Here is an 18,482-nt window from a genome sequence, read left to right as displayed (position 1 = left end):
GTCGATTTAAAAAAACTATTGTACCTCATGACACAAAGTGTCCTAAAATACACTCAGTTTCCTTGGATTGGGTTGCGCGGCCACTGCCGTGCATGCCGGGAAGCGTAGTCAGCATGAGTGAAGGAAAGACGATGCAGCAAACTACTCCGTATGAAGTCGCCGCCCCGGGCGCCAGCCTGGCCTTGTCGAAAGACGCACTGGTGGCCATCGCCGAGCGGCGCCTGGCCAGCGTCACGCAGGACAGCCCGTGGTCGGCGCTGCAAACCCTGGCGCTGTCCTGCCGCATCCTGTTCGATGGCGGGCATGATTCCGGCCTGGCAGGGCAGATCAGCTGCCGTGGCGCTCAGGACGGCACGTTTTACACGCAACAGCTGGGCCTGGGCTTCGATGAAATCACGGCCAGCAACCTGATCGAGGTCGACCACGACCTGCGCGTGGTGCACGGCGAGGGCATTCCCAACCCGGCCAACCGCTTTCACAGCTGGATCTACCGCCAGCGCCCGGACGTGGCCTGCATCATCCACACGCATCCCACGCATGTGGCGGCGCTGTCGATGCTGGAGCAGCCGCTGCTCGTGTCGCACATGGATACCTGCCCCCTGTTTGACGATTGCGCCTTCCTGCCCTCGTGGCCGGGTGTGCCGGTAGGAAATGAAGAGGGCGAGATCATCGCCGGCGCCCTGGGCGACAAGCGCGCCATCCTGCTGGCCCATCACGGCCAGCTGGTGGTGGGCCGCACGGTGGAAGAGGCGTGCATGCTGGCCTTGCTGATGGAACGGGCCGCCCGTCTGCAATTGCTGGCCATGGCTGCCGGCACCATCCTGCCGCTGCCGCCGACCCTGGCGCGCGAGGCGCACGACTGGATTTCCACGGCGCGGCGCGACAGCGTGACCTTCGCCTATTACGCGCGGCGCGCCCTGCGCCAGCATGCCGATTGCCTGGCTTAACGACACTCACTGGAGGACACCACATCATGCAAACCTTATTTCAAGGCATCATTGCCTACCCTGTCACCCCGTTCACGGCCGCTGGCGGCGACGTCGACTTGCCGCGCCTGCGGCAACTGATCGAGCGCCTGATCGCCGACGGCGTGCACAGCATCGCCCCGCTGGGCAGCACGGGCGAGAGCGCCTACCTGCAGGACGGGGAGTGGGATGCCGTGGCCGCCACCTCGCTGGCCGCCGTCGCCAAACGGGTGCCCACGGTGGTGGGTATTTCCGACCTGACCACGGCGGGCGCCATGCGCCGCGCCCGCTTTGCGGAAAAGCAGGGCGCCGACGCGGTGATGGTCTTGCCGTTGTCGTACTGGAAACTGAGCGAGGAAGAAATCGTGCGCCACGTGGCGCGCATCGGCGATGCCGTGGGTATTCCGATCATGCTGTACAACAATCCGGCCACCAGCGGTATCGACATGTCGCCCGAGTTGATCGTGCGCATCTGGCGCGACGTGCCGAATGTGACGATGGTCAAGGAAAGCACGGGCGACATCCAGCGCATGCACCGGCTGGCGCAGCTGAGCGGGGGGGAGTTGCCGTTCTATAACGGCAGCAACACGCTGGCCTTCGCCGCGCTGGCGGCCGGCGCCCGCGGCTGGTGCACGGCCGCGCCCAACCTGCATGCGGGCTTGCCGCTGGCCCTGTATGCGGCCGTGCAGGCGGGCGACTTGCCGCGCGCGCGCGAACTGTTCTTCCGGCAATTGCCATTGCTGCAATGCCTGATGAAAGGGGGCTTGCCGCCGGCCGTCAAGGCGGGGCTGGCGCTGCGGGGCTTCGATGTGGGTACGCCGCGTGCGCCGCTGCAGCCGCTGGGCGAGGCGGCCACGCGCGAACTGGCCGCCGTGCTGGCCGGCCTGGCGGCCTAATTCGGCGCAGCGCCCAGGCGCTTGATGCTGCTCGAGCGCTGCATGCTGCGGCTGATGCGCGGGTCGCCGTAGTAGCTCACTTCGCCCGAGCCGCCGATGCTGATGCTCAAGTCATCCTTGGCCCACACTTGCGCCTCGCCCGAGCCACCGATGCTCACCTGCACCTCGCGTGCGGCCAGGCGGCCCGCCTGGATGTTGCCCGAGCCGCCGATCGACGCCGTCAGCTGCTGCGTCTTGCCGCTGGCCTTGAAGTTGCCGCTGCCGCCGATGGCCACAGCCACCGCGCGGCTGTCGAGGTCGCGCGCATCGATGGCGCCCGAGCCGCCCACGTCGAAGCGCAGTTTCTCGGCGCGCAAGCCCGTCGCTGTGACGTTGCCCGAGCCGCCCACGCTGATGCGTTCCACCTGGCGCGCCTGGATGACGATGGTCAGGCCGCTCTGGCGGAAGTTGGCGTTGCGCCTGGCGGGGCGGATGCGCAGGGTGCCGTTTTCCACCACCGTCTCGATCAGCGGCAGGATATTGTCGTCGGCCTCGATGGTGACGCTGTCCGTGTTGCCGATACGCAGCTCGACCGTACCCGGCACATTCAGCGCCACGCCATGGAAGCTGCCCACTTCGCGCGTCTGTTTTTGCAGCTTGCCGCTGCCCTGGATGCTGTTGCCGGAAATCCAGTCGAGCGGCGACGCCAGCGCCGGCGCGGCCGGCATGGCCAGGGCGCAGACGGCCAGCAGCAGGGCGGTGGCGGCGTGGCGGCGCTGGCGCGGGTGGAAAAGTGGCTGTGTCATTCTTGCTCCCTGTTTTGAATTGGACTGCCTGCATGGTATGCCAGCCGGTGGCGCCGGTGAACCGCGCTGCGACAGACTGCGCCAGCGGCGGCATGGAATGCAGGAGGATGCGACAGGATGGCATGAGGTATCATGCCGGTATTGGACATACGACGAGCGGTACGCGCCGCTCACACTACTGGAATTACATGCTGATCATCACCATCAAACAGGGCAAGGAAAAGAGCTTGCTGGGCCAATCGTGGATTTACGCGTCCGCGATTGAAAAAGTCGAAGGCAAGCCGCAGGAAAAAATGAAGCCCGGCTCGACGGCCATCGTGCAAAGCTCGTCGAAGCAATTCATCGCCCGCGCCGCCTACAATTCGAAGTCGCAGATCCGCGCGCGCATCTGGAGCTTCAAGGAAGACGAACCGGTCGACCACGCGCTGATCAAGCGCCGCGTCAAGGCCGCCATCGAGAAAAAGCTGCCAGCCATCAAGAAGGCGGGCGAGAACCAGCTGTTGACCCTGATCAAGGGCGAAGACGAGGGCTTGCCGGGTCTGGTGGTGCAGCTGTTTGGCGGCGTGCAAGGCTATCTGATTTGCGAATTCAATGCCGGCGGCGTCGACGCGTGGAAAGTGGCCATCGTGCAATCGCTGATGGCTTCCACGGGCTGTGCGAACGTGTATGAGCGCTGCGACGACCTGATGCGCAAGGGCGAAGGCTTGCCGCTGATCGACGGCGCCCTGGCCGGCGAAGAGCCGCCCGATGAAGTCATGCTGACGGACAATGGCGTGCGTTATGCGCTGGACCTCAAGACGGGACATAAAAGCAAGTTCCGTTGAGAGCGGCTGCCTGACATGAAAAAAACCGGCGCTGCCGGTTTTTTCATGCCTGTTACTCCAGCGGCACGCTGCGGTAGCGGTTCACTTCCAGAGCGCTCACGGCTGGCGCATCATTGCCCCACGAGGCGCGCAGATACGTCACCACGGCCGCGACTTCCGCATCATCCATGACGGGGCCGAACGGCGGCATGCCGTAGGGGCGCGGGTTGCCGGTGGTCCCCGGCGCAAAGCCGCCGTTGAGCACCAGGCGGATGGCGTTGACGGCCGAGTCCGTCGTCAGCGCGCGGTTGCCGGCCAGCGGCGGGTAGCCGGGCGGCACGCCCTTGCCGTCGGCCTGGTGGCAGCTCGCGCATTGCGCTTCATACAGTTGCGCGCCCAGCGCCAGTTGCTGCCGAGCTTGCTCCGAGGTGTCGCGCGGCGCCTTTTTCGCCACTTGCGCGGGGCCGGGCAAGCTTTTCAGGTACACGGCCATCGCCCGCACGTCGCTCGTCTCCATGTGCTGCAGGCTTTGCCGCACCACCTCGGCCATGGGGCCGAAGACGGTGGCGCGCGGCGAGACGCCCGTTTGCAGCAATTCCACGATATGCGCCGTGTCCCAGTCACCGAGGCCCGCTTCCGCGTCCGACGTCAGCGAAGGCGCATACCAGCCCAGTACGGGGATCAGGCCGCCCGACAGGCCGTCGTCGCTGCCGCCCAGGGTGGTGCGGCTGCTATGGCAGGCGCTGCAGTGGCCCAGGCCCTGCACCAGGTAGGCGCCGCGGTTCCATTCCATGCTTTTAGTCGTGAGCGGCTGGTATACGCCCGGCTTGAAATACAGCGCGCGCCAGGCGGCCAGCGCGATCTGCTGGTTGTAGGGGAAGCGCAGCGCGTGCGGCGCGTTCGCCTGCCTGTGCGGCGGCACGCTCTGGAAATACGCGTACAGGGCGTCGCTGTCTTCGCGCCGCACCTTGGTGTAGCTGGTGTAGGGAAAGGCCGGATACAGCAGCCGGCCATCCTTCGACTTGCCGTTGTGGATGGCGCGCCAGAAATCGTCTGCCGTCCAGCTGCCGATGCCCGTTTCCCTGTCGGCCGTGAGGTTGGGTGAGAGCACCTTGCCGAACGGCGTCTGCAAGGCCCGTCCGCCCGCGTACGGTACGCCGCCGCGCGTCGTGTGGCAGGCCATGCAATCGCCCGCCTTGGCCAGGTAGGCGCCGCGCGCGACCAGCTGTTGCGGGCTCAGGGTGCTGGCAACGGCGGGCGGGCCGATGTCGTCGTCCGGGTACAGCAGGAACTTGGCGCTGCCGCCGGCGATCAGCACCAGGCCGGCCGTGATCATCCATTTCTTCATGGCGCCACCTGCGCGGTAGAGCCTGGCACGCCGCCGCAGTGCAGCGGCAAGGGCAGGGCGATGCCGCTGGCGGGACGCGCGTCGGCGCTGGCCACCTGCGTGCCCAGCCAGGCCGAGACGGCGCCCACGTCCGCGTCCGACAGGCGCTGCGCCACTTGCGCCATGCAGTCGGGCGCATGGGCGCGGCGGATGCCGTTCTTCCAGGCCCCCAGTTGGGCGTTGATGTAGTCGCGCGGCAAGCCCAGCAAGCCGGGGATGGCGGGCGCCACGCCGGACAATTTCTCGCCATGGCAGGCGATGCAGGCAGGAATCTTTTTCCCGCTGTCGCCGTGCAGCACCAGCTGCTTGCCCCGCGCCAGGGCTGTCGCACCGGCGCTGCTGGGCTGGGCCGGCGGCGGGGCAGGGTGCTGCGCCGCAAAATACTCGGCGATTTCACGCAGGTAATCGTCCGGCAAGTGCTCGACCATGTAGTTCATCATCGGATACTGGCGCCTTCCCTCGCGGAAATTGAGCAGCTGGTTGTACAGGTAGCCGGCCGGCTTGCCGGCGATGCGGGGAAAGAAGGCGTCGTGGCGTTCCTTGGGAGCATGGCAGGCCGTGCACGCCTTGATGCGCTGTTCCAGGCTGTCGTGGCCGGCTGGTACGCTGGCCGGTGCGGCCAGCGCCGTGGCGGGCAAGGCAATGGCCAGCAACAGCGCGAGGGGGGAATGCAGTAGCATGGAGAGTTGCATGGAAAAGTAACCTGTCTCGTCGGTCGGTGGCGTGCCGGTGTTGTTGCCCGGATATTATTACCCTAGCATATAACGGGCGCTGTCACTGTGACAGGATCAGTTGTGCAATAAAAATACGGATCAGTTTGAGGAGCAGGGTTGAAACGCTATGAAGAATTGGCGGAAGAAGTCGCCGCCATGATCAGCACGCAGCTGTTGTTGCCTGGTGATAAATTGCCATCCGTGCGCCAGCAGCATGCGCGCAGGGGCGTGAGTCCGTCGACGGTGTTCCAGGCGTATTATTTGCTCGAAGCGCGCGGCATGATCGTCTCGCGGCCCCGCTCCGGTTATTATGTGGCGCCGCAGCGCGCCGCGCTGGCCCCCGAACCGGACAGTTCGCGCCCGCTCGACGCCAGCACCACGGTCGACGTCAGCGACCTCGTGTTCGAGGTGCTGGGTGCCGTGGGGGCGCGCGATATCGTGCCCTTCGGCTCGGCGTTTCCCAGCCCGCATCTGTTCCCGATGGAAAAACTGGCGCGTGCCGTGTCGGCCAGCATGCGCCGCCTCGACCCCTGGAGCACCGTCACGGATCTGTCGCTGGGCAATGCGGAATTGCGCCGCCAGATCGCGCTGCGCTACCAGCTCGACGGCGTACTCGTTTCCAGCGACGACATCGTCATCACGAATGGCGCGCTGGAAGCGCTGAACCTGTGCCTGCAAGCCGTCACGCGGCCCGGCGACACGGTGCTGATCGAGTCGCCCAGCTTCTATGCCTGCCTGCAGGCGCTGGAGCGGCTGGAACTCAAGGCCGTCGAGATCGCCACCAGCCCGCGCGACGGCGTCGACCTGGCGGCGCTGGAAGAGTTGCTGCACCGCCACCAGCCCAAGGCGTGCTGGCTGATGACGAGTTTCCAGAATCCGCTGGGCAGCCTGATGCCGCCGGAAAAGAAGCGTGCGCTGGTCGACCTGCTGGCGCGCCATGGCGTGCCGCTGATCGAGGATGATGTGTATGGCGAGCTGTATTTCGGCAAGCAGCGCCCCGGCCTGACGAAAAGCCATGACAGCGCGGGCCTGGTCATGCATTGCAGCTCGTTTTCCAAGACCCTGGCGCCCGGTTTCCGCCTGGGCTGGGCCGTGGCGGGCCGCTACGCGCGCCAGGTCGAGCGTTTGAAACTGACCACCAGCCTGTCGGCGCCGATACCGCTGCAGATGGCGCTGGCCGATTACCTGGCGCACGGCGGCTACGACCGCCATTTGCGCCAGCTGCGGCTGACCCTGGCGGCGCAGCAACACACCATGCTGCAAGCCATCGCCGTGCATTTTCCGCCCGGCACACGGGTCACGCGGCCGCAGGGCGGCTATTTCGTCTGGGTCGAGATGCCTGCAGGCATCGATGCGCTGGCCTTGCACCGCAGCGCGCTGGCGGCCGGCATCAGCATCGCGCCCGGCCCCATCTTTTCCGCCACGCGCGCGTTTCGCCATTGCATTCGCCTCAATTACGGCCACCCGTGGAGCGCGCAGCTGGAAGAAGCCATCGCCACGCTGGGGCGGCTGGCGCTGGCGGCGGCAAGCGGCGCGTGAAAAAAAGTCCCTTGCGGCAGCAAGTGTTTCATTCCAAAAAGAAATATTGCTGTTATATTGATGTATCTATAACTAATGATGGGAATGATAATGGATAACACGCAGCCGGAAGCAGGTCGTACGCAAGATACGACGCTGGCCATTTTGTCCCACGTTGGCGGCTTGTTCACCAGCTGGGTGGCGCCGCTGATCATTTACTTGATCAAGAAAGATGATGCGGATAAATTTTCGGCCGAGAACGCCCGCGAAGCGCTCAATTTCCAGATCACCCTGATCATCTGGTATTTCGCCTGCTTCATCCTGTCGTTCGTGCTGATTGGCCTGTTCCTGTTCTGGGTGGTGGCGCTGGCCAACCTGGTGTGCTCGATCGTCGCGGCCGTCAAGGCCAGCAATGGCATCACTTATCGTTATCCCTTGACCTTGCGCCTCGTCAAATAAGCTTGCGCCGGCCGCCGGGTTTCATCCCGGACGGCCGGGTAGGGCCAGGAAGGCGGCAAAGTCGGGCGCCACCGTGCTGGTGGCGCCTGTTTCGTGCGACCACAGCACAACCACCGGTTCACCGCTCGGCCCCGTTTGCGCATAGTCAAAGCAGTAATAGTCGCCCGTGCCGAACTGGGCAAAGGGCAGCAGGGTACGCGCATCGTTGCCGCCATCCACATTCTCCAGCCATGCCTGCCAGCTCGTGTTGTAGTGGCGCGCTATCGATTCCCACGTCTTGCGCGCATTGGCTTCATCGTAGACGGGAAACACGCTCAAGGCGCCCAGCGCGCGGCCATTGTTAACCAATAACCATTGCACGTAGGACGCGGGCAGCGTTCGCCCCAGCGCCTGTTCGGCGGCGGCGATCACTGCCTCGCTGGTACCGATGGACTTGTTCTTGCTCATGCGGCAGGATGGCGCGCCGGCTCAGGCGGCGATAGGCGGCGGGACAGGTGGCGTGCTGGCGCGCGGGGCTTTTTGCTGCGCTACTTTACCGCCATCGGCGATCCAGCGGCGGTACACGCGCAGGGCCACTTGCGCGTCGTCGGCCGCGTACAGGATCTGCTTTTCCGTCAGGCGCGAGGTGGCCCAGTTGGTGGTGGAGATTTTTTTCGATTTCTGCAGATGCAGGCCGAAGAACTTGGCCACGGCCGTCTTCGCACCCAGGTCGTTGCGCTGGCCGCCGCGCAGGGCGACGGACAGGTCCAGCACCTGAGCTGGAACAATGCCCAGCTTGTTGCGCAGGCGCTTGACGTCGTCGGACAGGCCAAAGCCCACCTTCAGGGTGGTGCTCGATTCGAGGATGGCTTTGAGTTCGGCCAGGGCCGGTGCCGGCGTGCTGCCCACCTGGAACAGGTAGGCGATGTCGTCGGTGGCCAGCTGGATCAGGTGCGGCCCCGTGGAGGACTCGCCCTTGACAAACGTCGGCTTCGATTCCGTATCGAAGCCGATGGCGTCCGCGGCCAGCAGGGCGGCCATGGCCGCTTTTGCATCATCGCTGGTGCGTACCAGCTTGACGTGCTCGAGTGCAATGCCTTGATACGGGGGCAGTGGCGGTGCGGCAGCGGTGTCCATGAAACCGGATCAGCCTTTGCGCGAGAATTTCGCGGTCAGCTGATTCAGTTTTTCCAGGCGCAAACGGTTCGCTTCTTCGGCCGCCGCCGCGTCGCGTTCGGCTTTCTTGCGCTCGGCTTCTTTCTTGAAGCGCTGCTGCAATACTTGCGTGGCGTGGTCGCGGTGGGTTTGCGTCACTTCCGCGCCGGCAGTGCCGTCGAGGTCGTAGCGGATCTTGGCTTTTTCCATCATGCGCAGGTAGCGCAGCGAACCCGTGTGGATGCCCAGCGCCGTGCGCATCAGCTTGCGGTCCAGGTCTGGCAGGCGCGCCAGGATCTGCTTGTCGATACCGATCGACAAGGGCAGGCAATCGCGGAAAGGCGGGAATTGCTCCTGGAACTGCTTGAGCAGCGCGCGCGCGGTCAGGCCGGCAGGTGCCGGCGTGGTCGCCGCTGCGGCCGGTGCCGCCGCTGGGGCTGCATCGACTGGCGTGTCAGGAGTGGTGGCTTGCTGGTCTGGCGTGGAGCTGGTCATCGACATCATTGGTTGGGCTATAAAAGGGGAGCATAGCACGCGCCACAGGCAAGTGCATTGTCTTTTTTGGCAACTTGCGCACAGATAAGCGGGGCGGTACTACAGTGCATGCAGCGCGAAATGCGGGAAATGTGTATAATGTCGGCTTGCGCTGATGACTGGGCCCCGTGTTTGACGGTCTGGCTCAGGTGTGCAGGGGATAGGAGCAGTGCGGTGCAGGGCCATCATTATTGATATTTTTGATATCAGATATTTTGCTTATCAATTATCCAGATAACTGGCCTTCGTGCATAATCTTGCTCTCCGCTGTGTCTTCACTGAACAACAATAGATTCAAGCCCGTTCTGGTACGGGCTTTTTTTCATTCCGCAATGTACATCGCTTATTTATCTGATCCGGCTTCGGCCCCGCCGCCCTCGTTACGGGATGCGCGGGCTTTGAGCGCCCTGATAAGCAGGCGCCGCTGCCGTTAACGGCAGCCGCAACAATACGCTCCATCGAGTCCGGTTTCGCAGGCTTAGGTGGAATCATTCACTTCGCGCCGACACCATCTGGTCTCGCATTAAGAGATATCTCATGAAGAATACGCCAAAAACTTTAACGTTGTCCGCCAAGGCGCCACGCCCAGCCGCGGCACCACTTGCCGTACCCAAAACGACTTTATCTTACTTCATCGATAATGCGCAAGCGAATCCGGAAGCGACCGTGACGACGGCGCCCACCGTCGTGACGGTGGTGAAGAAAAGCCGCTCGCGCCTGGCCGCCGTGCCACCGGCCGATGCGGCTGTGGAAGCGGCCGTCAGCGCCCCGGCTGCCGAGGCTGTTGCCGACGTGGCCGAGGCCGCCGAAGCCGTACCGGCCAAGACGCCAAGCGTGAAGATCGCCCCCGGCGCCAAGGCCCCGGTTGCGCCGCGCAAGATCAGCGAAAGCGCCGCCACGAACAAGGTGGTGACGGCAGCCCGTTCGAAAGTCGTGCGCGCCAAGCCTGAAGTGGCGCCCGTGACCATCATCACCGGCGCGCAAGTGGTCAGCAAGACCACGGACGCCGATGCCCTGGCCGCCATCGATACCTCGAATTACTTCTTGCCGACCGTCAAGGTGCCAGGCCGCCGTGGCCGCAAACCAAGCGAATTCACGCCGGAAAACGATGAAGTGGCAGCACTCAACGCCGTCGAACGCGCCGAATTGAAGGCCGTATCGAAAGCGCGCGACCGCAAGGCCAAGGGCGGTCTGGCCGATGCACTGGGCGATCCGGAAGCCTCGGCAGCGGACCTGGAACGCCGCCGCAAGCAGATCACGGGCCTGATCAACATGGGCAAGGAACGCGGTTTCCTCACCTACGCCGAGATCAATGACCAATTGCCGGAAAACATCATCGATCCGGAAGCGATCGAAGGCATCATCGCCACCTTCAACGACATGGGCATCGCCGTCTACGAGCGCGCCCCTGACGCGGAAAGCCTGTTGTTGACCGACAACGTCGCCACCGTCACCAGCGACGATGAAGTGGAAGCGGCTGCCGCGACCGCCCTGTCGACGGTCGACTCCGACTTCGGCCGCACCACCGACCCCGTGCGCATGTACATGCGTGAAATGGGCGCCGTGGCGCTGCTGACGCGCGAAGGCGAGATCGAGATCGCCAAGCGCATCGAAGGCGGCCTGAAAGACATGATCCAGGCCATTTCCGCCTGCCCCACCACCATCGGCGAAATCGTTGCGCTGTCGCAAAAAATCGCGCGCGACGAAATCAAGGTCGATGAAGTGGTCGACGGTTTCGTCGACTTGAACGAAAGCAATGCCCCGGCGCCTGCCGCCGCTCCCGCGCCCGCCGCCGCCAGCGGTGACGACGAGGAAGAGGAAGAAGAAGCCGAGGAAGAAGATGGCGACGCCAATGGCGGCGCGGCCGGCTTCTCCAGCGAGCAGCTGGCGCAGCTGAAAAAGAATGCGTTGGAGAAATTCAACGTCATTTCGACGCAGTACGAGAAGATGCGCAAGGCGCCCGAGGGTTACAACTCGAAAGCCTACGTCAAGGCGCAGGAAGCCATTTCGCAGGAATTGCTGGGCATCCGCTTCACGGCCAAGGTCGTCGAAAAGCTGTGCGACACCCTGCGCGGCCAGATGGAAGAAGTGCGCCACATCGAGCGCGCCGTGCTGGAACTGTGCGTGAACAAATGCGGCATGCCGCGCGCCCACTTCATCAAGGTGTTCCCGGGCAATGAATGCGACCTGGAATGGGTCGACCGCGAAGTCGATTGCAAGTATCCGTACAGCGCCATCCTCAGCCGCAACGTGCCTGCCGTCAAGGAACTGCAAAAGAAGATGATCGACCTGCAAGCGCGCGTGGCGCTGCCGCTGGCGGACTTGCGCAAGATCAACAAGCAGATGGCTGCCGGCGAAAAGCGTGCGCGTCACGCAAAACGCGAAATGACGGTCGCCAACTTGCGTCTGGTCATTTCGATCGCCAAGAAATACATCAACCGCGGCTTGCAATTCCTCGACCTGATCCAGGAAGGCAACATCGGCTTGCTGAAGGCGGTCGATAAATTCGAATACCGTCGCGGCTACAAGTTCTCGACCTACGCCACCTGGTGGATCCGCCAGGCCATCACGCGTTCGATCGCCGACATGGCCCGCACCATCCGCGTGCCGGTGCACATGATCGAAACGATCAACAAGATGAACCGCATCTCGCGCCAGATCATGCAGGAAACGGGCAGCGAACCGGACCTGGCGACACTGGCCGTCAAGATGGAAATGCCGGAAAACAAGGTGCGCGAGATCATGAAGATCGCGAAAGAGCCGATTTCCATGGAAACGCCGATGGGCGAAGATGGCGATTCGCAACTGGGCGACTTCATCGAAGACAACACCACCCTGGCACCGCTGGATGCCGCACTGCATGCGTCGATGCGCAATGTGATCAAGGAAGTGCTCGACTCGCTGACGCCGCGCGAAGCGAAAGTGCTGCGCATGCGTTACGGCGTGGAAATGTCGAACGACCACACCTTGGAAGAAGTGGGCAAGCAGTTCGACGTGACGCGCGAGCGCATCCGCCAGATCGAGGCGAAAGCCATGAGCAAGCTGCGCCAGCCTTCGCGTTCGGACAAACTGAAAACTTTCCTGACGCAAAACTAAGCGTACGGCAAGCACACAAAAAAGAGGCGCAAGCCTCTTTTTTTCGTCCAGCCCTAGCGTTGGCTTACATGAAACGCGTGCGCGCGCCCAGCAGGCCCAGGCGATAGTTGCGCTGCAATTTGTACAGCACCACGGCGCTGGCGGAGATGAGGATGGTGATGAGCAGCCAGTCCAATGGATTGCTGCGCTGCGGTGCGGGCGCCGCTTGCGACGGCACGGCGAAGGCCTGGAATTTATGCCCCGTGTAGATGGCGCCGACCACCAGGCCCGCATCGGTGATCTTGTTGGTCAGGTACAGGCCGTCGTCGCGGCGGCGCACCGTCATCACGCCTTCCTTGTAGACAAAGGTCATCGGTTCAAAGCCTTTGATGCTGACGCTGCCGACGACGTGTCCGGCCGCGTTGACTGCCGTGGCGTAGCTGTCGCCCTGGCCGATCATGGCGCCCAGGTCGAGCATGCGCTTGCCGTCCCAGGCAAACGCGTGCCAGCGGCGCTGCTCCGTTTCCGATGCGCCCACGACCAGGCCTGCGTCATTGATGGCGGTGGCCGAACTGATGCGGCCGCCGGGCAGGGTGCCGATTTCCTGCATGCCCGTGCCGGGGCGGTAGACGAAGGCGCGGCGGTAGCCGTCGCCGCGCTGCGCCGTGCCCACCACCACGCCATGGCTGTTCAGGCCGCTGGCATAGCTGCTGGCGCCGCCCAGGGTGCCCAGGTCTTGCAGGCTGTGGTCGGCATTCGTGACAAAGGCGTGGAAATCGCCGGCGCTGGTGTCGGCATAGCCGGCGATCATGCCGTCGCGCGTGATGGCCGTGGCATAGCTGCTGGTGCCGCCCAGGGTGCCCAGGTCGCGCATGCCGCCCGCCGCGTCGTAGCGGAAGGCGTGCCAGGCGCCACTGGCCGTTTGCGCCGAGCCGACCACCACGCCATGGGTATTGATGGCCTTGGTGAAGCCTTCATTGCCGCCCAGGGTGCCCAGTTCGCGGATGCGGCCATGCTGATACGTCACGGCGCGGCGCCGTCCCGCTTCTTCCATGATGATGCCGGCCACCAGGCCGGCCGGGTTCAGGTCGGAAGCGATGCTGCCATTGCCATCCCTTTCACCAAAGCCGCGTTCGGCATACATGGTGGCGCTGGCGGTGGGGATGGCGGCCAGCAGGAGCAGGCTGAGCAGTGGGGCGGGGAAGCAGGCGAACCGTGGCGGCATGATAGTTTCCTCAAAGAAAAAACTTACTATACTTTTTTATGCTGTAAATGCATACTTAATTTACTACTATTTTTGCTAATTTTTGTGTTTTTATATGATCTGCATGGCGCTGGCCTGCCTGCCGGGGCAGGTGGATGGCCAGCGCCGTGCCGCTGCCCGCCTGGCTGTCGATGCGCAGTTCGCCGCCCAGTGCATGGACACGTTCGCGTATGCTTTTCAGGCCGAAGGCGGCCCGCTTGCCGTGGTCGCCCGGCTGCATGCCGATGCCGTTGTCGCTGATGCGCAGGACGATGGCGTCCGCATCTTGCGCCAGCGCCACTTCCACTTCGCTGGCCTGGGCGTGGCGCACGATGTTCGACAACGATTCCTGCAGCACGCGGAAGATGGCCGACGTCTGGCGCTGGTCCAGGCCCAGGTCGGGCGCCTCACTGTCGAGCGTGAGCCGGTAGCGGATGGCGCCGCGGCTCTCCATCTGGCGGATCAGCCACTCGGCCGCCGGGCCCAGTCCCAGCTCCAGGGTACTGGGATGCAAGTCATTGATGATGGTGCGCACGGAGCGGATGGTGGCGTCGATGGTGTCGAGCACGCGCTGTGCGTGGCGGTGCAGGCGCGGATGGGTGCTGGCCGTGCGCGCATGCAGCAGCGACACATCGATGCGCAGCACCATCAGATTCTGGCCCAGGTCGTCATGAATATCGAGCGCGATGCGGCGTCTTTCCTGTTCCTTGATGGTTTGCTGGTGGTCGCTCAGTTCGCGCAGCTGGGCCAGGGTACGCTGCAGGTTTTCCTCGTTGCGCTTGCTTTCCGTGATGTCGATGCCCATGGCGATGATCATCAGCGGCCGGCCTTGCGCGTCGAAGATGGGTTTTTTATGCGTCTGCAGCAGGCGGTTTTCCTGCAACTGCGCATTCCACACGAGTTCTTCGCGGATCACCACCTGGCGGCTGGCAAACGCTTCCTGGTCCGCCGCGTGGAATCCCTGGGTCTGCTCCGCGGGGAAGTGCCGTACGTCGCGTCCTTCGGCGATATCCTGGAATTGCACGCCCCATTGCTGCTCGCAGGCCTGGTTCATCAGCAGCATGCGCGAATCGGCATCTTTCAGGAATAGCGACAGGGGCATCATGGAAATGATGTCCTGCAGCCGCTCTTCGCTGCGCGCCAGGGCCGCTTCCGTTTGTGCCCGCATGGCGATTTCCGCGGAGAGCTGGAGATTGACATCGAGCAATTGGGCCGTGCGCAGGGCCACGCGGCTTTCCAGCTCCGCATGGGCCAGGCTCAACGCGTGTTCGGCCCGCTTGTGTTCGGTGATGTCGCTGAGCATGACCAGCGCTCCCGTCAAGTCACCGCGCCGGTCGTACAGGCGGCGTCCGCTGAGCATGGCCCAGCGCTGTGTACCGTCGCCATGCTGGTATTGCAATTCGCCCATGCAGCTATCGCTCGCCGTCTGGCGTAGCGGACACAGGCGCAGCAAGGTGGCCTCGTCGTGGAATTCCTCCATGGAGTGGTGCAGCAGCTGCCCGGCGGGGACGCCCAGCATGTCGCACAGGCGCTGGTTGACGTACAGGATACGGCCTTGCGCATCCGTTTGCCACATGCCGTCCTGCGCCGTTTCGCTCAGGTGCTGGTAGCGCAGGAGGCTGGCGTCCAGTTGCGAACGCGTGCTGGCGAGATGGGTGCGCAGCCTGCGCATCAGCCACATGGCCGTGCCGGCGGCGGCCACCAGCAGAAGGGTCAGCCAGATGTGTTCCCAGAAATCGAGTTCCTGCCAGGCCGCACCGGCCAGCCAGCCCAGCATGATCAGGATGAGGGCGGCGCAGGCCGCACTCAGCGTTTCAATCGACCATTTGCTCATCCGCGCCCCTGGCGTCATGGTTGGCCGCTGCGGTGCACCTGGCGCCGGAGAGGGAAAAGTATCCAGCGCTAGTGTAATACCAATTGTTGCTTTATTGAGAATATTTTGCAATTGGGCAAGCAAAAGGGCCGGCCCTTGCGGTGCCGGCCCCTGTCTGCCGATGGCAGCCTGGCGCGATCAGCCCGTGTTGCGCAGACCGGCCGCCACACCGTTGATCGACAGCTGGATGCCGCGGTGGACCCGTTCGTCGATCTTGCTTTCCGCCGACAGGGCGCGGTTGCGCTTGATCAATTCCACCTGCAAGTGGTTCAGCGGGTCGAGATAGGCGAAGCGGTTCTGGATCGAGCGGGCCAGCAGCGGATTGCCCGCCAGGCGCTCCGTGTTGCCGGTGATGAGTTCCAGGCAGCGCAAGGTATTGCCATGCTCGTCCGTGATGCGCTTGTAGATGCGTTCGCGCAAGTCCTGGTCCGCCACCAGTTCCGCATAGCGCGAGGCAATCGCCAGGTCCGTCTTGGCCAGCACCATGTCCATGTTCGACAGCAAGGTGGCAAAGAACGGCCATTCGGCATACATGGCGCGCAGGGTGGCGATTTTTTCATCTTTCGACGCGCCGTCGGCCTGGTCGATCCAGGCCTCGATGGCGCTGCCGAAGCCGAACCAGCCCGGCAGCAGCAAGCGGCACTGGCCCCAGGAAAAGCCCCAGGGAATGGCGCGCAAGTCTTCGATGCGCTGGTTGGCCTTGCGCGAGGCGGGGCGCGAACCGAGGTTCAGCTCGGCGATTTCCGCAATCGGCGTGGCCGAGAAGAAATACTCGGTAAAACCCGGCGTTTCATACACGAGGTGGCGGTAGGCGTGATAGGCCAGGTCCGACAGCTGCGCCATCACGCCTTCGAACTGCGCCAGCTCGCCTGCGTGCGCGGGATTGGCCGCTTGCGGCGCCAGGCTCGCTTCGAGGGTGGCGGCGACCAGCAATTCCAGGTTGCGCCGGCCGATTTCCGCGTTGGAAAACTTCGAGGCAATGATTTCGCCCTGTTCCGTCAGGCGGATCTGGCCGTTGACGGTGCCTGGCGGCTGGGCCAGGATGGCTTCGTAGCTGGGTCCGCCGCCACGGCCTACCGTGCCGCCGCGGCCATGGAACAGGCGCAGCTTGACGCCGGCCTTCTGGAAGTCACTCACCAGCGCCAGTTCGGCCTTGTACAGTTCCCAGTTGGACGTCAGGAAGCCGCCATCCTTGTTCGAATCGGAATAGCCGAGCATGACTTCCTGCAACTGTCCCTGCTTGGCGATCAATTGCTTGACCAAAGGCAAGGCCATCACCTCGCTCATGATGCCGGCCGCGCGCTGCAGGTCGGGGATCGTTTCGAACAGGGGGATGACCATCAGCTCGCACGTGCTCTCGCCAGCTTGCCAGTCAGTGCGCAGCAAGCCCGTTTCCTTTTGCAGCAGCAACACTTCCAGCAGGTCGGACACGGTTTCCGTGTGCGAAATGATGTAGTTGCGGATGGCCCGCGCGCCGTAGCGCTGGCGGATGTCGCGCGCCGCGCGCAGGATCGCCAGCTCGGAATCGGTTTCCGTGGCATAGCTGATGTAGGGCGAGTACAGCAAACGCGGCTGGGCCAGTTCGCTCAACAGCAGTGCCTGCTTGTCTTCCTCGGACAGGGACGTGTAGTCGGCGGCCACGCCGCTTTGCGCGAACAGGTCGGCCAGCACGCGCTCGTGCACGTCGGACGTCTGGCGCATGTCCAGCGATGCCAGGTGGAAACCGAAGATGTCGGCCGCGCGCGCCAGGGTGGCCAGACGCGGGCGCACCAGGGCCGCGCCGTGGTGCGATTCAAGCGAGGCGACGATGGTGCGCAAGTCGGCGACAAAGGCGGCCGCGTCCGGATAGGCGGCGGCCGGCCCCACTTCCTTGCGCAAGATGTTGGTGGCGCCCAGCGCGCGGGCGGTGGCGGCCAGGCGCGCATAGATGCCGATCAGGGCGCGGCGGTACGGTTCGTCGCTGCGGTGCGGCGAGGCGTCCGGCGACTGGTCAGCCAGCGCCTGCAATTCGGCGCTCACGCCCACCATCAGGGTCGAGACGGACAATTCCGCGCCCAGCGCGTGCACTTCGTCGAGGTAAAAGTCGAGGATGGTGGTGGCGTGGCGCGCCAGCGCGTGCTGCATGGTGCCCGCGTTGACGTTCGGGTTGCCGTCGCGGTCGCCGCCGATCCAGCTGCCCATCTGCACGTAGGCGGCGTTGATCGGCTCGATCGTGCCGTCGCCGTTCGGGTACTCGGCGGCGATGTCGTCCTCGATGTCGTCATACAGGCCCGGCAGTTCGCGCAGGAAGGTGATGCGGTAGTAGGACAGGGCGTTTTCGATTTCGTCGGCCACCGTCAGCTTCGAGTAGCGCAGCATGCGCGTCTGCCACAGGGTGGCCACGCGCGAGCGCAGCAGCTGCAGGTTGGCGTGCCGCTCTTTCGGCGTCTGCGGCAGGTCGCGCTCGGCCAGCAGGCGGGCGATGTCGTGCTCGGCGTCGAGAATGCTCTTGCGCTGCACTTCCGTCGGGTGGGCCGTCAGCACGGGGGCGATCAGGGCATCCTGGAAGAAGGTGTCGACGGTGGCGCGCGGCACGCCGGCGGCGCGCAGTTTTTTCAGCGCGAAGCTGACGCTGCCCTTTTGCGCCGGCGAGCCGGCCAGCAGGTGGGCACGGCGGCGGCGGATGTGGTGTTGATCTTCCGCAATGTTGGCCAGATGCGAGAAATAGGAAAAGGCGCGCACCACGGAAATCGTCTGTTCGCGGCTCAGTTCTTTCAGCATGGCGTCGAGTTCCAGCGCGGCGCCGGCGTCCGCTTCGCGGCGGAAGCGCACGGACGTCTGGCGGATGGTTTCGACCACATGGAAGACGGCGTCGCCTTCCTGTTCGCGCAACACGTCGCCCAGCAGGCGGCCCAGCAGGCGGATATCTTCTTTCAGTGGCGCATCCTTGTCGGAGCCGGCCGCTGGAACTATTTCTGGTGCTACTGCGTCATTGAGCATAATAAAGAACCAAAGTAAGTGTAAAAGCAAGGGAATGTGGATCGCACCGGGCGTTTGGCCGCAGAGGGGAGGGGGCGCATGATAAAATTTGTGGTCTTCAACATGGACGCTAGCCTGA

Annotated in this window: 15 protein-coding genes; 6 read left to right on the top strand and 9 right to left on the bottom strand. The window is 64.0% G+C overall.

Annotation, left to right across the window (positions count from 1 at the left end; all coding sequences use genetic code 11):
- Positions 1 to 131: 131 nt before the first annotated feature.
- Complete coding sequence (locus tag ACP7DW_RS25750; RefSeq protein WP_426057328.1) at positions 132 to 947, top strand: aldolase; 816 nt, start codon at positions 132 to 134, stop codon at positions 945 to 947.
- Positions 948 to 973: 26 nt separating this feature from the next.
- Entirely contained in the window at positions 974 to 1,861 is an 888-nt protein-coding gene (locus ACP7DW_RS25745) for a dihydrodipicolinate synthase family protein (RefSeq protein ID WP_426057327.1), read from the top strand.
- Here the strand turns inward: ACP7DW_RS25745 and ACP7DW_RS25740 are convergent.
- Positions 1,858 to 2,646, bottom strand: a complete 789-nt coding sequence (locus ACP7DW_RS25740; protein WP_426057326.1) for a head GIN domain-containing protein — start codon at positions 2,644 to 2,646, stop codon at positions 1,858 to 1,860. The genes ACP7DW_RS25745 and ACP7DW_RS25740 overlap by 4 nt on opposite strands.
- A 188-nt stretch (positions 2,647 to 2,834) precedes the next feature.
- Here ACP7DW_RS25740 and ACP7DW_RS25735 point away from each other — a divergent pair, with 188 nt between their 5' ends.
- Positions 2,835 to 3,470, top strand: a complete 636-nt coding sequence (locus ACP7DW_RS25735) for an SAM-dependent methyltransferase (RefSeq protein ID WP_034758744.1) — start codon at positions 2,835 to 2,837, stop codon at positions 3,468 to 3,470.
- A gap of 52 nt (positions 3,471 to 3,522) precedes the next feature.
- On the opposite strand, the gene ACP7DW_RS25730 is transcribed toward ACP7DW_RS25735, so the two are convergent.
- Both ACP7DW_RS25730 and ACP7DW_RS25725 read right to left on the bottom strand, forming a co-directional pair.
- The gene (locus ACP7DW_RS25730) at positions 3,523 to 4,797 is read right to left on the bottom strand and encodes a c-type cytochrome (RefSeq protein ID WP_426057325.1); all 1,275 of its coding nucleotides are present in this window, start codon (positions 4,795 to 4,797) and stop codon (positions 3,523 to 3,525) included.
- A complete protein-coding gene (locus ACP7DW_RS25725; RefSeq protein WP_426057324.1) occupies positions 4,794 to 5,516 on the bottom strand; it encodes a c-type cytochrome in 723 nt (240 codons plus the stop codon). The genes ACP7DW_RS25730 and ACP7DW_RS25725 overlap by 4 nt, the downstream gene beginning before the upstream one ends.
- A 150-nt stretch (positions 5,517 to 5,666) precedes the next feature.
- On the opposite strand from ACP7DW_RS25725, the gene ACP7DW_RS25720 reads away from it, so the two are divergent.
- Together ACP7DW_RS25720 and ACP7DW_RS25715 are read left to right on the top strand one after the other, a co-directional pair.
- A complete protein-coding gene (locus ACP7DW_RS25720; RefSeq protein WP_426057323.1) occupies positions 5,667 to 7,088 on the top strand; it encodes a PLP-dependent aminotransferase family protein in 1,422 nt (473 codons plus the stop codon).
- Positions 7,089 to 7,178: 90 nt separating this feature from the next.
- Positions 7,179 to 7,526 carry a DUF4870 domain-containing protein gene (locus ACP7DW_RS25715; RefSeq protein ID WP_071078568.1) on the top strand — a complete coding sequence of 116 codons (348 nt, stop codon included), beginning with the start codon at positions 7,179 to 7,181 and terminating at the stop codon, positions 7,524 to 7,526.
- 21 nt (positions 7,527 to 7,547) lie between these two features.
- On the opposite strand, the gene ACP7DW_RS25710 is transcribed toward ACP7DW_RS25715, so the two are convergent.
- Genes ACP7DW_RS25710 through ACP7DW_RS25700 form a run of 3 tightly spaced genes read right to left on the bottom strand, consistent with a single transcriptional unit; the run spans position 7,548 to position 9,155 of the window.
- Positions 7,548 to 7,973, bottom strand: coding sequence for an SMI1/KNR4 family protein (locus tag ACP7DW_RS25710; protein ID WP_426057322.1), 426 nt, complete (start codon positions 7,971 to 7,973; stop codon positions 7,548 to 7,550).
- Positions 7,974 to 7,994: 21 nt separating this feature from the next.
- The gene (locus tag ACP7DW_RS25705; protein WP_426057321.1) at positions 7,995 to 8,642 is read right to left on the bottom strand and encodes a 3'-5' exonuclease; all 648 of its coding nucleotides are present in this window, start codon (positions 8,640 to 8,642) and stop codon (positions 7,995 to 7,997) included.
- A 9-nt stretch (positions 8,643 to 8,651) separates the two neighbouring features.
- Entirely contained in the window at positions 8,652 to 9,155 is a 504-nt protein-coding gene (locus tag ACP7DW_RS25700; RefSeq protein WP_165829359.1) for a ProQ/FINO family protein, read from the bottom strand.
- Between the two features lie 576 nt (positions 9,156 to 9,731).
- On the opposite strand from ACP7DW_RS25700, the gene rpoD reads away from it, so the two are divergent.
- Positions 9,732 to 12,290: an RNA polymerase sigma factor RpoD gene (gene rpoD, locus ACP7DW_RS25695; RefSeq protein ID WP_426057320.1), complete on the top strand. Its 2,559-nt coding sequence runs from the start codon at positions 9,732 to 9,734 to the stop codon at positions 12,288 to 12,290.
- Between the two features lie 64 nt (positions 12,291 to 12,354).
- Here the strand turns inward: rpoD and ACP7DW_RS25690 are convergent, their stop codons facing one another.
- The 3 genes from ACP7DW_RS25690 to ppc all read right to left on the bottom strand — a co-directional run bounded on the left by ACP7DW_RS25690 (position 12,355) and on the right by ppc (position 18,364).
- Positions 12,355 to 13,494 carry an HAF repeat-containing protein gene (locus ACP7DW_RS25690; RefSeq protein WP_426057319.1) on the bottom strand — a complete coding sequence of 380 codons (1,140 nt, stop codon included), beginning with the start codon at positions 13,492 to 13,494 and terminating at the stop codon, positions 12,355 to 12,357.
- Between the two features lie 55 nt (positions 13,495 to 13,549).
- The gene (locus tag ACP7DW_RS25685; RefSeq protein WP_426057318.1) at positions 13,550 to 15,346 is read right to left on the bottom strand and encodes a PAS domain-containing sensor histidine kinase; all 1,797 of its coding nucleotides are present in this window, start codon (positions 15,344 to 15,346) and stop codon (positions 13,550 to 13,552) included.
- Positions 15,347 to 15,523: 177 nt separating this feature from the next.
- A complete protein-coding gene (gene ppc, locus ACP7DW_RS25680; RefSeq protein WP_426057317.1) occupies positions 15,524 to 18,364 on the bottom strand; it encodes a phosphoenolpyruvate carboxylase in 2,841 nt (946 codons plus the stop codon).
- Positions 18,365 to 18,482 lie beyond the last annotated feature (118 nt).

This window comes from Janthinobacterium sp. PSRC1-1 (genome assembly GCF_049897525.1).
Taxonomy (GTDB): Bacteria; Pseudomonadota; Gammaproteobacteria; order Burkholderiales; family Burkholderiaceae_D; genus Janthinobacterium; species Janthinobacterium tructae.
The sequence above is the reverse complement of the archived record's forward strand: the minus strand, read 5'-3'. Positions and strand labels throughout refer to the sequence as shown.

Bases quoted from the DNA above. Each gene is read 5' to 3' on its own strand.
- ACP7DW_RS25725 (WP_426057324.1), bottom strand. From the start codon at position 5,516: ATGCTACTGCATTCCCCCCTCGCGCTGTTGCTGGCCATTGCCTTGCCC.
- ACP7DW_RS25685 (WP_426057318.1), bottom strand. From the start codon at position 15,346: ATGAGCAAATGGTCGATTGAAACGCTGAGTGCGGCCTGCGCCGCCCTC.
- ACP7DW_RS25705 (WP_426057321.1), bottom strand. From the start codon at position 8,642: ATGGACACCGCTGCCGCACCGCCACTGCCCCCGTATCAAGGCATTGCA.
- rpoD (WP_426057320.1), top strand. From the start codon at position 9,732: ATGAAGAATACGCCAAAAACTTTAACGTTGTCCGCCAAGGCGCCACGC.
- ACP7DW_RS25710 (WP_426057322.1), bottom strand. From the start codon at position 7,973: ATGAGCAAGAACAAGTCCATCGGTACCAGCGAGGCAGTGATCGCCGCC.
- ACP7DW_RS25700 (WP_165829359.1), bottom strand. From the start codon at position 9,155: ATGACCAGCTCCACGCCAGACCAGCAAGCCACCACTCCTGACACGCCA.
- ACP7DW_RS25740 (WP_426057326.1), bottom strand. From the start codon at position 2,646: ATGACACAGCCACTTTTCCACCCGCGCCAGCGCCGCCACGCCGCCACC.
- ppc (WP_426057317.1), bottom strand. From the start codon at position 18,364: ATGCTCAATGACGCAGTAGCACCAGAAATAGTTCCAGCGGCCGGCTCC.
- ACP7DW_RS25750 (WP_426057328.1), top strand. From the start codon at position 132: ATGCAGCAAACTACTCCGTATGAAGTCGCCGCCCCGGGCGCCAGCCTG.
- ACP7DW_RS25730 (WP_426057325.1), bottom strand. From the start codon at position 4,797: ATGAAGAAATGGATGATCACGGCCGGCCTGGTGCTGATCGCCGGCGGC.
- ACP7DW_RS25745 (WP_426057327.1), top strand. From the start codon at position 974: ATGCAAACCTTATTTCAAGGCATCATTGCCTACCCTGTCACCCCGTTC.
- ACP7DW_RS25690 (WP_426057319.1), bottom strand. From the start codon at position 13,494: ATGCCGCCACGGTTCGCCTGCTTCCCCGCCCCACTGCTCAGCCTGCTC.
- ACP7DW_RS25735 (WP_034758744.1), top strand. From the start codon at position 2,835: ATGCTGATCATCACCATCAAACAGGGCAAGGAAAAGAGCTTGCTGGGC.
- ACP7DW_RS25715 (WP_071078568.1), top strand. From the start codon at position 7,179: ATGGATAACACGCAGCCGGAAGCAGGTCGTACGCAAGATACGACGCTG.